Origin of the sequence: Scytonema millei VB511283 (assembly GCF_000817735.3) — a bacterium.
GTDB lineage: Bacteria > Cyanobacteriota > Cyanobacteriia > Cyanobacteriales > Chroococcidiopsidaceae > Chroococcidiopsis > Chroococcidiopsis millei_B.
In genome coordinates this window covers 341672-355402 of the sequence record NZ_JTJC03000002.1, presented here as the reverse complement: position 1 = coordinate 355402, position 13731 = coordinate 341672, and the positions used below count along the sequence as shown (strand labels likewise).

The following is a 13731-nucleotide window of genomic DNA, read 5'->3' as shown; positions in this document are numbered from 1 at the left end:
TAGGGCTACGGCTAGTCATCTGTGGTAGATAAGCAATGTAAATTTGCGATCGCCCCACAAAGGACAGTTGGATTCACACCTGCTTTGTGGGCAGCGATGACACCAATAGCCTCTAAATACGAGTTTACTGCGATCGCTTTAATTCCCAGTGGTGCGGGTGGCACTTGCATCGTGGTTTGATTTTCTGCCACAGTAATAATTTGCGCCTGGGATTGACTCAAACTCAGGACAGCACTACTACCACAAGCGGTGGCGGGGATGATGACAGCATTGACTTGGTTTGCCCAAATCTCTTCTAGATGTTGGGGTTTGTCTACCACAAATTGGGGGGCGCGACTTAACCCAACTAAAACGCTAGGCAAAAATGTATATCCCAATTCTTCCGCCGCCGAACGAGGAGACAAATCGGGATCGAGGGGTAAAGATGATAACGCGGGAGAATGGGCGCAGGGAATTTGAAAAGTTTTGACAATTAAATGGCTGATAATCGCTTCCGCACCCGCTAGCGGATCGACTCCCTGCCCGTGGCGATAGTTTTGCAACGCCTCGCTACCAACATCATCAGGGAAACGGGCAACCACTGCGATCGCTTCTGCCCCAGCTTTACTTATCAATACTTCCGCCGCCCGTAACAAACTATCTGGATTGCCAATTGTTCCCCAACTCGCCCCAGAAGCAGCAGTCCGCAATTCCACATTCAAAGGTGCGTCGGTAATAACATAGTCGGTTAAATTTAGTCCTAGTGTCGCCCTAGCCGCATCCGCAGCTTGGAGATGTCGCAGCCGCAGATCTGATTCTATTCCTTTGTCAAGAATTAAACCCACGCGATTTTGATGTACCGGACGTAAACCCCAGCATCCTACGGCGAATTTGTCAAGTCCATAGCCTTCGACGTAGAAAGCATTAGGTAAAGACCAGTATAATTGTGCGCCATTAAGGACGTTAGGGTGAGTAATCAGGCGATCGCATACCGAGGCGAGTGTTCTAGCAACAGGCATCGCGTCACCAGCATAACCACCAATAGCTGCCCCAATGCCAGTAGGGACGATTAAGAGGGCTGTGTAGGGACGATTCATATAAAGTCAAAAGTCAAAAGTTAAAAGTCAAAAATTCGTAGGGTTCGTAGGGGCCGGTTTAACTAGAATCCTTACCAATTAACAAAGATGATTATCCAAAACCCGCTCGGACAACCGTGAAAAATTCGTAGGGGCGGGTTTTTAGAAGATCCCAGTAACAGAACAAATAACTTTTTTGGTAAACTCGCCCTTACACAAGTCAAAAGTCAAAATTGAGTAGCCTGTGGTTGTAATTTGAATTGTATTGTCTCCCTGATAACTGATAACTGATAACTCTTAACTGATAACAATTGCTTCAACAATTGCTTTTTGGCGGGAAAGATCTACATCGGTAATTGCCCATCGCAACGGTTCTCCTGATAAGCGTAATCCCGTCTCAATTGCTTGCAGTAATTGGGCTGGCGATTCCTGAAGATTGATTTCTAGAGTCACGAATTGAGTAGTCATGGAAGAACGGGAGTAGGGAATAGGAAAAGTCAGAACCATAGTTTTGACTTACGACTTACGACTTACGACTTACGACTTTAATTCTATGGTTTTCCAAATTGCAAATCGTATAATTCGTCTTCTTTTTCCGTTTCAATCTTCAAATCGGAACGCGGACGGGCGACACATAACAAGACATAGCCTTGTTCCTGAAGTTCGGGACTCACTCCCATTCCATCGCTTTGATCGACAGTCCCCTCTAAAATCTTGCCAGCGCAGGTAGTACACACGCCTGCATTACAAGAACTTGGCAAATCCAGTCCAGCAGCAGTAGCAGCCCGTAAAATGATTTTGTCTTCTGGGACTTGGATCGTGTGAGTTTCGCCTTGATGATAAATTTGAACCGTGTAAGTTTGAGACATATATAAAAGTAGGGCGATCGCGTCGTAGCTCAATCATTGTAAATCGCTCACAGGTTATTTTATCTTGTACAATCTGCTTTTTAAGTCATTTGTCATTTGTCATTTGTCATTGGTTGTTATGTGAGTAGCTAGTCACCGAATCTTTATCTAGCCACTAGCCACCAGCCACTAACCACTGATAACTGTTAACTGATAACTGATAACTGTCTCTTGCTAGCACTAAGCTGGAAGTAGGAGTAAAAATACTGGAGATCTTAAAGAGGTAGAGAATGCTGGAACAATATCGGCAGCAAGTGGCAGAACGCGGGGCTTTAGGTATTCCGCCGTTACCATTGGATGCGGCACAAACATCGGATTTGTGTGAATTGCTGAAACACCCGCCTGCTGGGGAAGAGGAGACATTGCTGCACCTGTTGCGCGATCGCATTCCTCCTGGTGTCGATCCGGCGGCTTATGTTAAGGCTGGGTTTTTAACGGCTGTGGCTAAAGGTGACGTGACGAGTCCCCTTGTTTCTCCTACTGATGCGATCGCTTTATTGGGGACGATGGTAGGCGGTTATAACGTGCGATCGCTGATTGACCTTCTCAGTGCTGAAACAACTTTAGCAGAAGCAGCAGCCAAGGCTTTGAGTAAGATCGCTCTAGTTTATGAGTCCTACCACGATGTCTTGGATTTGTCAAGTGAAGGCAATCCTTACGCCAAGCAGGTGGTTGACTCTTGGGCAAATGCTGAGTGGTTCACTTCTCGCCCGACTTTACCTGAAGCCATCACTGTAACTGTATTTAAAGTGCCTGGGGAGACGAACACGGACGATTTATCTCCTGCACCCCATGCTACCACTCGCCCCGATATTCCCTTACACGCCTTGGTGATGTTGGAATCGCGGCAACCTGGTAGTCTAGAAGCGATCGCCCAGTTAAAGCAAAAAGGACATCCTGTAGCTTATGTTGGCGATGTTGTCGGTACGGGTTCTTCCCGTAAGTCGGCAATTAACTCGGTGTTGTGGCACATCGGACAAGATATTCCCTGCATTCCCAACAAGCGGGCAGGGGGGTATATTTTAGGAAGTGCGATCGCGCCGATTTTCTTCAATACTGCCGAGGATGCGGGTGCATTGCCGATTCAGTGCGATGTCACCCAGATGGAAACGGGGATGGTAATTACTATCCATCCATATAAAGGGGAAATTACCAACGAAGCAGGCGAGGTTATCTCTACCTTCACTCTCAAACCCGATACGATTTTAGATGAAGTTCGTGCAGGTGGACGCATCCCCTTATTAATTGGACGTACACTGACAGATAAAACTCGCACGGCTTTGGGATTAGAACCCAGTCCAATCTTTACTCGTCCCAAACAACCCGCCGATACGGGTAAAGGCTTCACGTTAGCACAAAAAATGGTGGGTAAAGCTTGCGGTTTAGCTGGTGTCCGTCCTGGAACTTACTGCGAACCGATGATGACTACTGTTGGTTCCCAGGATACCACGGGACCTATGACCCGCGACGAGTTGAAAGAACTTGCTTGTTTGGGTTTCAGTGCGGATTTGGTGATGCAAAGTTTCTGTCACACGGCAGCTTATCCCAAACCTGTAGATGTGAAAGTTCATCACGAACTCCCCGATTTCATGTCTTCTCGCGCTGGTGTTGCCTTGCGTCCTGGGGATGGTATCATCCACTCCTGGTTAAATCGGATGTTATTACCGGATACTGTCGGGACTGGTGGCGATTCTCACACTCGTTTTCCCTTGGGAATTTCCTTTCCTGCTGGTTCTGGGTTGGTAGCATTTGCAGCGGCTTTAGGTGTTATGCCTTTAGATATGCCGGAATCTGTTTTAGTCAGATTCAAAGGTGAGTTACAGCCAGGAGTCACGCTGCGGGATATCGTCAACGCTATTCCCTATGTTGCTATCCAAAAAGGATTGTTGACGGTAGCCAAACAGAATAAGAAAAACATCTTTTCTGGACGGATTATGGAAATCGAAGGCTTGCCAGATTTAAAAGTCGAACAAGCTTTTGAACTCACCGATGCGACAGCAGAAAGATCTTGTGCGGGTTGTACCATCAAGTTGAGTATCGAAACTGTTTCTGAATATTTGCGTTCTAACGTCGCGCTGATGAAAAATATGGTAGCGCGGGGTTATCAGGATGCTAAAACCATCATGCGGCGCGTTGCCAAGATGGAAGAATGGTTAGCAAATCCTGTATTAATGGAAGGTGATGCTGATGCAGAGTATGCGGAAATCATCGAAATTGATTTGAACGAAATTAAGGAACCAATTGTTGCCGCACCTAACGATCCTGATAACGTGAAGTTGTTATCGGAAGTAGAAAACGATCCGGTACAGGAAGTTTTTGTTGGTTCTTGTATGACCAATATTGGACATTATCGGGCAACCGCAAAGGTATTAGAAGGTGCTGGCGCTGTGAAAACCCGTTTGTGGATTTGCCCCCCTACCCGCATGGATGAAAAACAACTCAAAGAAGAGGGAGTTTACGGTGTGTTTGGTGCGGCTGGTGCAAGGACAGAAATGCCTGGTTGCAGTTTATGTATGGGTAATCAGGCGCGAGTTGAAGATGGCGTAACGGTGTTTTCTACTTCTACGCGCAACTTTAATAATCGCATGGGTAAAGATGCACAAGTTTACCTTGGTTCGGCGGAATTAGCTGCTGTTTGCGCGTTACTCGGTCGTCTACCTTCCGTACAGGAATATATGGATATTGTGGCACACAAAATTCATCCTTTTGCTGGCGATTTGTATCGCTACTTGAACTTCGATCAAATCGCAGGTTTTGAGGATGAAGGAAGGGTGATTCCTTTAGAAGAAATGCCTCGGATTGAAGACATTTTAGGAATGCCTACGGCTGCTAGTAAGTCATAATTGTAGGGTGGGCGTTGCCCACCTAATTTCACTTTTGGGTATACATTAATGGGCTTTTACACGGTTGTACTTCGACAAAGCGCAGGTTATTGGGTAGCTTTGTGCTTAGAAAATGGAATAGTAGGACAAGGAAATACTCAAGAAAACGCCGTTGACAAGCTGAAAGATGCGATTGATTCATTTCAAGCTATATATGAAACTGAAACAAATATTTATACTGCCCCAATTTCTATAGAAGAACTACACGAGTTTTTAACTGTAGAAGATCGAGAAACGACTTCTGAGATTTATGAATTAAGAAAAGTATATGCCTAAAAATATACCAGCTCTCAAACCAAGAGAGTTAATTAGAATCCTGGAAAAAGGAGGCTGTAGTTTACCGAGAAGAAAAAGGCGACCATTGCTTATATATTTGTGATTTTCAGGAGCAAAAGAGAATCGTGCCTATAGATATGGGTGCGGGAGAAATGTCACCTGCTTATGTGTTGCGTATTCTTAGGCAATTCGGCTTTAATAACGAGGAAATTGAAAGCATTCTAAAGTAAATATAAATTTTTTAAACCTAAATTAGATAGAGATTTCTTAAGCGCAAGAAACTCTATTGTTAGGAAAGTATAAGAGCTAAAATCGCTCCTAAAGTAAAAATTTTTTATTGGAAGTTTTAGGAATTATGGGCAATGAACTTAAACATGTTGCTATTTATACAGATGGGGCATGTATAGGTAATCCAGGATCTGGCGGCTACGGTATTGTAATGCTATATGATAAGTACCGCAAAGAAATATCAGGCGGGTTTCGATTAACAACAAATAATCGTATGGAAATAATGGCTGCTATTATTGGAATACGTACTTTAAAGCAAAAATGTACTGTAACACTATACAGCGATTCACAATACTTAGTCGATGCAATTATGAAAGGTTGGGCAAAGCAATGGCAAGTAAATAATTGGAGGCGAAATAAGAAACAAATAGCGATAAATTTTGATTTATGGGAACAATTACTAGAACTATGTACTCAACATGAAGTTGAGTTTACCTGGGTAAGAGGTCATGCAGGTAATCCAGAAAACGAACGTTGTGATAGATTGGCTGTGATGGCTGCTCAACAAAAGGATTTACCGGCTGATACTGGCTACGAGCATAAACTCACTCCCAGCCTGCCACTATTTGAGTAAATATTAGCTAAATAATTTTGTCATAGTACTAAAAACGCGATCGCACCCTCTTCACCACAAATGCGATCGCTAGCCTAAACTAGAAGTATCAACCTATCTATTCATAGACTTATGAAGTTGCTACAAAACTACACTATTGTTATTCGTCCCGATGATAATGGTACATTTGTTGCCTATGTTCCAGCGATTTCTGGCTGTCATGCTTGGGGACAAACACCAGATGAAGCGCGTAATGAACTTGTATTTGTGTTTGAAATGATTCAAGAAGAATATGCAGAACAAGGACGCTTTTTACCAAATGATGTTGAATTAACGATCGCCAATGCCAGCTAAAATAAGAGATCTCGAAAGAGTAGCTCGGAAATTAGGTTTTGAAAAGGTACGGCAAAGGGGTAGTCACGCTCGTTGGCAACATTCAGATGGACGATCTACAACCATTCCAATTCATAGTAATGGGGAAATTGGTAGTTGGTTATTCTATGAAATTCTGAAGCAATTAGGTATTACTGAAGAAGAGTTTGATAAATTAAGATAAATAATGCGATCGCACCCTCACCTCAAAACCACAAATATCACTTCTCCAACCGCACGGCGTACCACTGTAAAAATTGCCCTGGCTCTAAATTCAAATCGCAACTCGTATCGATTAAATACTTTGCCTGAGCTTCGATAGAGTTGAAATTTTGCAACTCAGAAGGCAAGTTATGTTGCCTCTGACTCAACACGTCTTTCAGCTTTTCAAACAATTCGGCAGCCGTAAGAAACTGTTCTGGCTGGTTGGGTTCTAGAACAACAAAGTGATCTTCTTGATACATTAAAGGATCTGTCATGACTGAAATTGTAACTTAGGATATAGTGACAGAATAGGTATTTCAGCTGCTAATTTAAAATCATAGCTTAAAAGAAAACGCAACTATCTGAATGCCGAATCGGAAGACTTTATGACCCGAAAGACAGCTTGCTTAGTATTTAACCCCGTGGCTGGTCAAAGTAACCCCGAACAAGATTTAGCACAAATTAGATCGCTGTTAGAGCCGGAATTCGACCTAGATATTCGGATGACAACAGCGGAAAAGGACGCAGATGAAATCGCTAGAGAAGCGATCGCAGATGGGGCAAAAGTTATTATCGCATCTGGCGGCGACGGCACTCTTTCGGCGGCGGCTGATGCCGTAGTGGGAACGGATATTCCTTTAGGTGTCATATCTCGCGGTACGGCTAACGCTTTCGCAGCAGCTTTGGAATTACCAGATACAATTGAATCTGCTTGTCAGATGATTTTAGGGGGAGTAACGCGCAAAGTTGATGCGGCTTTGTGTAACGATCGCCCGATGGTATTGCTAGCTGGTATTGGGTTTGAGGCGGAAACGGTAGAAAAAGCAGATCGTCAGGCGAAAAAGCGGTTTGGAATGCTAGCTTACGTCATGGCTGGACTGCAACAGTTGCGCGAATTGGAAAGCTTTACAGCAGAAATTGAGACAGAAGACAGAATTATCAACGTCACGGCTGCCGCAATTACCGTAGCTAACGCCGCACCACCTACCTCGGTCTTAGCTCAAGGTCCAGACGGAGTAGTATTTGATGACGGACTATTAGATGTTACCGTAGTTTCATCTACAACTCGCGCAGGGGCGATTGCGGCTTCTTTTCACTTACTCTCTACAGCTTTGAACGAGAATGCAGCCGAACGAGATGACGTAGGATATTTACGCGCCGAACGAGTCAAAATTCGCACCGATCCGCCGCAAAAAGTTGTTTTAGATGGCGAAATCATTGGTGAGACACCAATTGATGTTAAATGCATTCCCGATGGACTGACGATTTTTGTCCCAAAGGAAGCAGCCCCACCCTCAGCCGCAGAAAAGCTTGAAGGACTGCCAGATTTAATTGTGGAAAATAAAGTTGTGGTGGGGTTTACGGATTAAATCAGTTATCAGTTATCAGTTATCAGTTGTCAGTTGTCAGTTATCAGTTGTCAGTTGTCAGTGGTAGTTGGTAGTTGGTTGAGTCAGGAGTTAATTCCGAATTCCGAATTCTGAATTCCGAATTCCGAATTTCCCTCGCCCTTTCTATTGTTCCAACAGGATTTTTCCGATTGCTTGACCTGATTCGGCGTAGCGGTGGGCTTCTGCGACTTCGGAGAGACGAAAGGATTTGGAGTCGAGTAAAGGGTGAATTGTGCCTTGGTCTACGAGTTTGGCGACGTTAAAGAGGATTTTGCCATGTTCTGCTCTTTCCGTGCCGTATAGCATACGTAGAAGCATGAAAACGACGTGTAAGGTTAATCCTTTGGCATGGAGGGGGCTGAGGTCGTGGGTAGAACGGGTAGAGATGGAAACTACCGTACCGTGCATTGCTGCCGCAGCGAAAGAGCGATCGAGGTTGTCTTTACCAACTGTATCGAAAACTACGTCAAAGCCTTTGCCTGAAGTGTGTTCTGCGACATATTCTTCTACAGTTTGCTGACGATAATTGATGACAACATCCGCTCCCAAATCGCGGGCGATCGCCTTTTTTTCTTCGTTAGAAACTGTAGTATAAACTTTTGCCCCCGCCCATTTTGCTAATTGGATGCCAATATGACCGACTCCTCCAGTTGCAGCATGAACCAATACGTTTTGCCCTGGCTGGATTTTGGCACGATAAATTAAACTTTCCCAGGCTGTAATTGCTACTAAGGGTAGGGCAGCAGATTCTTTCATCGAAAGAGATTTGGGCTTTAATGCAAGTAAATCGGCATCAGCTAGCATATATTCTGCCAAAGCACCACCCATACCTTTGAATCCGCCCGCACATCCGTAGACTTCATCCCCAGGTTTAAAGGTAGTGACTCCTTCGCCTACTGCTTCTACTACCCCTGCGACATCTCCATGCAACACGGCAGGAAATTCAGGCGCGATCGCGGGCATGGCTCCCCGTCGCAGTTTAAAATCAACTGGGTTGACGCTGGTAGCTGCAACTCGAATTAAGACATGACCGGGAATAACTTCTGGCTTCGGTAGATCTATGGTTTGGAATACATTTGGTTCGCCGAAAGAGGCGATCGCTTGGGCTTTCATAGTTGGTAGTTGACGGTTGACAGTTAACGGTTGACAGCGAACTGTGAAGCGCTAGTTAATACCATAAATTCTTTTGCATGATAACTGATACTGGTCTGCCTTCTAGTTGCACTGTACTGCTGGACAATTGGCTAAACGCTGAATTTCCATAACGTTTAACTTTTATAAGTTTGGCTTTTTCCCCTTGACAAATATCGTCTCTACATCTAACCAAATTCCTTTGTCTGTCATGAATTTAGCAATTGCAGCTAAATGCTCTACTTTAAACTGTTCTATTTTCTCAGTTGGAATTTGAGAGAGGCGAATCCGAAAGCCTGCATTCCAAACTAATTCCCACCACTCGTCTAAACTGCTGAGAAAATATCCTAGTTGTTCGATTTGTAATTCAATCTTTTCAAAGCTTGCTGCTTGCATTATATTGAAACATTTTTCTGGCGTGTCGATTTGTTCGCGGCTAGATGGACTCGGTACTTCGTATGCTTGAATTTGTGCAGAAATTGTTTCTGCCATTGGTTCAAATGCCATCTTACTAAAACTTGACAATACGACTGTTCCACCTGGTTTGATGACACGCCACCATTCTCGCAGTCCAGCTAGCATGTCAGATAAGAAAAAGATGCCAGAAGCACAAATTGCAGTGTCGAAACTGTTATCGCCGAAGCTAAATTTTTCTGCGTCCTCTTGTCGGAGGTTAATATTATTTAAATCTGTATTAGCAATCTTTTGTCGTGCTTGTTCTAGCATATTTTGAGATAAATCTATGCCGACAACTTGACCTTTCGAGCCGACTTTTCGAGCAGATGCGATCGCGGCTGTTCCGGTTCCTGTGGCAATATCTAAAACTCGTTGTCCTGGCTGTAAGTTTGCTATTTCTACTACACGATTTGCACAGGCTGGAAGAAATCTCAGTGCTGGTGAATCGTAACCTGGGGCAGCAAGATTGAACCCAAATGTAACTTGTTGTTTGCGATCTCTAGGCTGGGCTTCTCTCATCTTACCTACTTCCTGCGAATTGTTGCCTTTTTACCTAATGCCACTGTTATCAATACCATAGTTGCAGCACCTAGAGTTAGAGGTGTAATTGTCTCGCCAAGTAAGATTGCTGAGGTGAAAATTGTCAAAAATGGTTGTAAAAGTTGAATCTGCCCGACTCTAGCAACACCACCTAAAGCTAGTCCGCGATACCAAGGGAAAAAGGCAAGCAATTGACTGACAATACTGACATAAGCAAACCCCATCCAAGCTGAAGGGGAAGCTATTAAACCATGTTGATAAACTGCGATCGCGCTTGGTATGATTAATATTGGTGCTGTAAATACTAATGCCCAACAAATCACCTGCCAGCCGCCTAAATCTCTTGCCAAACGTCCGCCTTCGGCATAACTCACAGCAGCAGCTAAACCTGCAACGAGTAAGATCGCATCTGCCCAGTGCATTTGTCCTGCACCCGAAGCGATCGCGAATAGTACAACAGTAATACTACCAGCAATACTAGCAATCCAGAAACCGAAACTGGGGCGTTCCCCTAATCGCCATGCACCTGCTAATGCCGTTGCTAAAGGCATCAGTCCTAGAACAACTCCGCCGTGGGCAGCTGGTAGCTGTTGCATTGCCCAAGCTGAGAGTAGGGGAAATCCTAAAACGACTCCGGCAGCGACAATCGCTATACTTTTCCAGTAACGGCGCTTGGGTAAGGGTTGACGAGTTGTTCGTAAAACCAACATTGCCAAAAATGCTGCGACAATCGCCCTTCCTAAACCAACAAAATTGGGGTCGAAATCGGTGACGGCGGCGCGAGTTGCTGGTAGTGTCAAGCTAAAGCCAAATACGCCCACAAAGCCATAGATCGATCCCAATAATTCAGGATCGATGCCGCGAATTTTTTGATTTTGTTTCACCCTTGCAACTTCCTCTTTCTTGGCGCACCACAGGGAATACTTTCAGGTTTAGCCAGTAAAAAGCGATCGCGGAAGGTACGGATTTAGTAGATTTGTCCTAGTACAGTGACATTTTACGTTTTTCTGCTAGAGCGGATTATTGATTATGTCTGCAATAACAAAAAATAAAATTTTTTCTAGGAATTTTTCAATATATGCCGTTTAGAATTTACGAGCTTATATTTTTCCTGTTTGGAGTATTTCTAAACACTCATTCCACAAACTACCATAGCGAACTCATAATCTCTATCTTGCGCCTGCGTCCCATGCTAAAACGAAAATGCGATCGCAAATCAAAAGCCCCCCTTAAAAAGGGGGGTTGGGGGGATCTATTTCTTCGGAGAAATCAACATCATCATATTGCGCCCTTCCTTCTTCGGCGCTTGTTGTAGCTCTCCCACCTCTTGCAGATCCGTTGCCATACGCTTGAGTAAGGTTTCTGCCAAATCGCTGTGTTGAATTTCCCGACCTCGGAACATCACAGTTGCTTTCACCTTATCGCCATCTTTCAAGAAGCGTTCGGCTTGATTGACGCGCACTCGATAGTCATGTTCCTCAATCTTGTAGCGCATCTTCACTTCTTTCACGTCAGCCGTATGCTGCTTCTTCCGAGCTTCCCGTGCCTTCTTCTCCTGCTCGAATTTATACTTGCCGTAATCCATAATTCGGCACACAGGCGGGTCAGCTTTATCGCTGAGGAGAACCAGGTCTAATTCTTTTTCCTCTGCGATTTGCAGTGCTTCGTAGGGAGTTAAAATTCCCATCTGACTGCCATCGGTATCGATGACTCGAATCTTAGGGAAGCGAATGCGTTCGTTAATTTGGGGTAAATCTTTTGTGGGTCTTCTTTTTTCAATCACAGGCATATAGGATTATTAGCAACTGTTTGTTAGATAACTGGGATGAATCCAGCTTGAGCAACTATTAGACTAAGACAACTATGTATACCTTCACACCAACCACTCGGCTTTCGGGAACGGAAATTTAGAGTCTTCAATCCATTGCAAACAGCAGGCTTTCTTGGTACTTGCAATTCACGATAACACTTTTTTCTGCTGGTTAGGGGTAGGGAAATTCCTCTATTTGCGAACTCCGATCGCCATGCATTTGTTAAGCTCACCTTAACTTCTCAGGATAGACGCGATCGCCTCCCATCAAAACATCTCAATTGTTAAAATAATTTAGAGATTTTATAACTTTATTCAACTTGACCAAAACAAGCGTGGACACCTTATTACACTGGCAGCAACGGGTTGGCAGTCAAAGAGACTGGATTTGGCGTGGCTGGCAGACTCGCTATACTTTTATTCGCCCAGAACAACCCCAGCCGCAGACAACACCGATAATTTTACTGCATGGCTTTGGCACGTCAATCGGTCATTGGCGACAAAACTTAGCCGTGCTAGGGGAACAGCACACAGTTTATGCGGTGGATATGTTAGGCTTTGGTGCGTCGGAAAAAGCTCCAGTGAGCTATAAGGTAGAACTGTGGGTAGAACAAGTCTACGATTTCTGGCGCACGTTTATTCAGCATCCAGTCGTCTTAGTTGGAAATTCTATCGGATCGCTAGTGTCGCTGAGAGCGGCAGCTATGCATCCCGATATGGTGCAGGGTATCGTGATGCTTAGCCTTCCCGATCTATCGATCCGACAGGAAGCCATACCTAAGATTTTACGTCCTGCGATCGCCGCGATCGAAAATCTCTTCACCTCACCCCTATTAATTAAAACCATTTTTCGCATTGTCCGCCGCCCCCAAGTGGTAAAGCGTTGGGCTGGCATTGCTTATGCTAATTCTGAAGCCGTAACTGATGAATTAGTAGATATTTTGTTGGGACCAGCTCAAGACCGAGGTTCGGCACAAGCTTTCTATGCCACGCTAAAAGCTATGTTGGATTCTCAATTCGATCCTTCAGTCAAGAGCATCTTGTCAAATCTAAACATTCCTATCCTACTGATTTGGGGACAGCAAGACCGCATGATTCCACCCGCTTTCGCCCCCAAGTTTGCTGCTTACAATCCTAACGTGCAGCTTCTAATTTTAGAGAATGCAGGACATTTCGCTCATGATGAGTGTCCTGAAGAAGTCAACCAAGCAGTCTTGGACTGGATAGACTCTTTCCTTGCCCGTCCCGATCTTGCTCTATACAAAGTTAATAATTAGTTGTTAATGGTTAATTGTTTGTATCGCCATTAACCATTAACAATCAGCCATCAGTTTTTATCCGATACTGACTTGATCGGTAGTTACGTCAGTTGCGCCTTGAACGTTTCTGGCAACAGAAACCATTTTTTGCAAAATATCTTGGCTGGGAACCTTACCTTTTAAAACCACGGTACTGCCCGTTTGAGCTACGTAGAGAGTATCAACGTCAGTTAAGCTTTGGTCTTCATCAAATGCCAAAGCAACACGCTTAGCTAAACCACTCTGATCGTATTCTCCATTCAATCCTAGACGCTCGGGAGGAACTGATTCAGTGGCAGCAGCAGCCTGTGGCGTAGGATTAACTTGAGCGTTTTGCGGTTTTTCCATGCCAAACAGTCTTTGTAACCAACCCATAAATTTTTTCTCCTTCAGTAATTAACTGCTCTCAGTGTAAGTTTGCGTAGCGATCGCCACACCTATCTGAAAGAAGATATAGTCACAAGTTGATAATCTTAAGAGTAAACTCACGAATTGAAGTTTAATTAAGTTAAATTTAATTTTTTTCGTTAATTTTTAACCTAGAATCGCGCCATAAGCCTCACTATC

16 protein-coding genes are annotated in these 13731 nt (G+C 44.3%); 7 read left to right on the top strand and 9 right to left on the bottom strand.

Annotated features, from left to right (window positions below):
* Positions 1-11 precede the first annotated feature (11 nt).
* The 3 genes from QH73_RS09320 to QH73_RS09310 form a co-directional block, all read right to left on the bottom strand.
* Entirely contained in the window at positions 12-1076 is a 1065-nt protein-coding gene (locus QH73_RS09320; RefSeq protein ID WP_039716645.1) for a DUF3326 domain-containing protein, read from the bottom strand.
* A 276-nt stretch (positions 1077-1352) separates the two neighbouring features.
* Positions 1353-1523 carry a DUF8621 family protein gene (locus QH73_RS09315; protein ID WP_508613032.1) on the bottom strand — a complete coding sequence of 57 codons (171 nt, stop codon included), beginning with the start codon at positions 1521-1523 and terminating at the stop codon, positions 1353-1355.
* An 83-nt stretch (positions 1524-1606) separates the two neighbouring features.
* Positions 1607-1924 carry a 2Fe-2S iron-sulfur cluster-binding protein gene (locus tag QH73_RS09310; protein WP_039717680.1) on the bottom strand — a complete coding sequence of 106 codons (318 nt, stop codon included), beginning with the start codon at positions 1922-1924 and terminating at the stop codon, positions 1607-1609.
* 269 nt (positions 1925-2193) lie between these two features.
* On the opposite strand from QH73_RS09310, the gene acnB reads away from it, so the two are divergent.
* From acnB to QH73_RS09280, 5 genes are all read left to right on the top strand, one after another.
* Positions 2194-4806 (top strand): bifunctional aconitate hydratase 2/2-methylisocitrate dehydratase, encoded by a 2613-nt coding sequence (acnB, locus tag QH73_RS09305; RefSeq protein ID WP_039716647.1) that lies wholly within the window; start codon positions 2194-2196, stop codon positions 4804-4806.
* 48 nt (positions 4807-4854) lie between these two features.
* Positions 4855-5121 (top strand): type II toxin-antitoxin system HicB family antitoxin, encoded by a 267-nt coding sequence (locus QH73_RS09300; protein WP_039716648.1) that lies wholly within the window; start codon positions 4855-4857, stop codon positions 5119-5121.
* Positions 5122-5458: 337 nt separating this feature from the next.
* The gene (gene rnhA / locus QH73_RS09290; RefSeq protein ID WP_236146956.1) at positions 5459-5983 is read left to right on the top strand and encodes a ribonuclease HI; all 525 of its coding nucleotides are present in this window, start codon (positions 5459-5461) and stop codon (positions 5981-5983) included.
* A gap of 111 nt (positions 5984-6094) precedes the next feature.
* Positions 6095-6316 (top strand): type II toxin-antitoxin system HicB family antitoxin, encoded by a 222-nt coding sequence (locus QH73_RS09285; RefSeq protein ID WP_039716650.1) that lies wholly within the window; start codon positions 6095-6097, stop codon positions 6314-6316.
* Entirely contained in the window at positions 6306-6518 is a 213-nt protein-coding gene (locus tag QH73_RS09280; RefSeq protein ID WP_132866856.1) for a type II toxin-antitoxin system HicA family toxin, read from the top strand. Before QH73_RS09285 ends, QH73_RS09280 begins: the two co-directional genes overlap by 11 nt.
* A 37-nt stretch (positions 6519-6555) precedes the next feature.
* Here the strand turns inward: QH73_RS09280 and QH73_RS09275 are convergent, their stop codons facing one another.
* Positions 6556-6813: a CRR7 family NDH-1 assembly protein gene (locus QH73_RS09275; protein WP_039716651.1), complete on the bottom strand. Its 258-nt coding sequence runs from the start codon at positions 6811-6813 to the stop codon at positions 6556-6558.
* A 111-nt stretch (positions 6814-6924) separates the two neighbouring features.
* Here QH73_RS09275 and QH73_RS09270 point away from each other — a divergent pair, with 111 nt between their 5' ends.
* Positions 6925-7908 (top strand): YegS/Rv2252/BmrU family lipid kinase, encoded by a 984-nt coding sequence (locus QH73_RS09270; RefSeq protein ID WP_039716652.1) that lies wholly within the window; start codon positions 6925-6927, stop codon positions 7906-7908.
* Positions 7909-8052: 144 nt separating this feature from the next.
* Here the strand turns inward: QH73_RS09270 and QH73_RS09265 are convergent, their stop codons facing one another.
* The 4 genes from QH73_RS09265 to infC form a co-directional block, all read right to left on the bottom strand.
* Complete coding sequence (locus QH73_RS09265; RefSeq protein WP_039716653.1) at positions 8053-9042, bottom strand: zinc-dependent alcohol dehydrogenase family protein; 990 nt, start codon at positions 9040-9042, stop codon at positions 8053-8055.
* Positions 9043-9204: 162 nt separating this feature from the next.
* Positions 9205-10035: a class I SAM-dependent methyltransferase gene (locus QH73_RS09260; RefSeq protein WP_039716654.1), complete on the bottom strand. Its 831-nt coding sequence runs from the start codon at positions 10033-10035 to the stop codon at positions 9205-9207.
* A 5-nt stretch (positions 10036-10040) separates the two neighbouring features.
* Positions 10041-10940: a DMT family transporter gene (locus tag QH73_RS09255; RefSeq protein ID WP_052290175.1), complete on the bottom strand. Its 900-nt coding sequence runs from the start codon at positions 10938-10940 to the stop codon at positions 10041-10043.
* A 368-nt stretch (positions 10941-11308) separates the two neighbouring features.
* On the bottom strand, positions 11309-11845 hold the full coding sequence (gene infC / locus QH73_RS09250; protein ID WP_015154368.1) for a translation initiation factor IF-3: 537 nt from the start codon (positions 11843-11845) through the stop codon (positions 11309-11311).
* Between the two features lie 356 nt (positions 11846-12201).
* On the opposite strand from infC, the gene QH73_RS09245 reads away from it, so the two are divergent.
* Positions 12202-13143: an alpha/beta fold hydrolase gene (locus QH73_RS09245; RefSeq protein ID WP_039716655.1), complete on the top strand. Its 942-nt coding sequence runs from the start codon at positions 12202-12204 to the stop codon at positions 13141-13143.
* Between the two features lie 57 nt (positions 13144-13200).
* Here the strand turns inward: QH73_RS09245 and QH73_RS09240 are convergent, their stop codons facing one another.
* Positions 13201-13539, bottom strand: coding sequence for a phospholipid-binding protein (locus QH73_RS09240; protein ID WP_039716656.1), 339 nt, complete (start codon positions 13537-13539; stop codon positions 13201-13203).
* Positions 13540-13731: the final 192 nt, after the last annotated feature.

Excerpts from the sequence above, each read along its gene's own strand:
- infC (WP_015154368.1), bottom strand. The coding sequence starts at position 11,845 with ATGCCTGTGATTGAAAAAAGAAGACCCACAAAAGATTTACCCCAAATT.
- QH73_RS09310 (WP_039717680.1), bottom strand. The coding sequence starts at position 1,924 with ATGTCTCAAACTTACACGGTTCAAATTTATCATCAAGGCGAAACTCAC.
- QH73_RS09285 (WP_039716650.1), top strand. The coding sequence starts at position 6,095 with ATGAAGTTGCTACAAAACTACACTATTGTTATTCGTCCCGATGATAAT.
- QH73_RS09275 (WP_039716651.1), bottom strand. The coding sequence starts at position 6,813 with ATGACAGATCCTTTAATGTATCAAGAAGATCACTTTGTTGTTCTAGAA.
- QH73_RS09270 (WP_039716652.1), top strand. The coding sequence starts at position 6,925 with ATGACCCGAAAGACAGCTTGCTTAGTATTTAACCCCGTGGCTGGTCAA.
- QH73_RS09315 (WP_508613032.1), bottom strand. The coding sequence starts at position 1,523 with ATGACTACTCAATTCGTGACTCTAGAAATCAATCTTCAGGAATCGCCA.
- QH73_RS09320 (WP_039716645.1), bottom strand. The coding sequence starts at position 1,076 with ATGAATCGTCCCTACACAGCCCTCTTAATCGTCCCTACTGGCATTGGG.
- QH73_RS09280 (WP_132866856.1), top strand. The coding sequence starts at position 6,306 with ATGCCAGCTAAAATAAGAGATCTCGAAAGAGTAGCTCGGAAATTAGGT.
- QH73_RS09260 (WP_039716654.1), bottom strand. The coding sequence starts at position 10,035 with ATGAGAGAAGCCCAGCCTAGAGATCGCAAACAACAAGTTACATTTGGG.
- acnB (WP_039716647.1), top strand. The coding sequence starts at position 2,194 with ATGCTGGAACAATATCGGCAGCAAGTGGCAGAACGCGGGGCTTTAGGT.
- QH73_RS09300 (WP_039716648.1), top strand. The coding sequence starts at position 4,855 with ATGGGCTTTTACACGGTTGTACTTCGACAAAGCGCAGGTTATTGGGTA.
- QH73_RS09240 (WP_039716656.1), bottom strand. The coding sequence starts at position 13,539 with ATGGGTTGGTTACAAAGACTGTTTGGCATGGAAAAACCGCAAAACGCT.
- QH73_RS09265 (WP_039716653.1), bottom strand. The coding sequence starts at position 9,042 with ATGAAAGCCCAAGCGATCGCCTCTTTCGGCGAACCAAATGTATTCCAA.